Here is a 344-nt window from a genome sequence, read left to right as displayed (position 1 = left end):
CGCTGCGACTTCTGCCAGATCGACACCGGCAAGCCCTCGCCCGTGGACGTCTTCGAACCCACCAAGGTGGCCCGCTCCGTCCTGGCCATGCAGCTGCGCTACGCCACCGTCACCGGCGTGGCCCGCGATGACCTCGCCGACGAGGGCGTCTGGCTCTACGCCGAAACCGTCCGCAAGATCCACGAACTCAACCCGGGCACCGGCGTCGAGCTCCTGATCCCGGACTTCTCCGGCAAGCCCGAGCACATCGAGGCGATCTGCGACTCCAAGCCCGAGGTCTTCGCCCACAACGTCGAGACCGTGCCGCGGATCTTCAAGCGGATCCGTCCGGCGTTCCGCTACGA

Annotated in this window: 1 protein-coding gene; it reads left to right on the top strand. The window is 67.4% G+C overall.

From position 1 onward, the window contains the following. Window positions 1-344 (top strand): radical SAM protein (locus AC1DF4_RS19220; protein WP_476914366.1); only part of this gene is annotated, 344 nt, incomplete at both ends.

The organism is Arthrobacter sp. 05N429, from assembly GCF_056397045.1.
The sequence above is the reverse complement of the archived record's forward strand: the minus strand, read 5'-3'. Positions and strand labels throughout refer to the sequence as shown.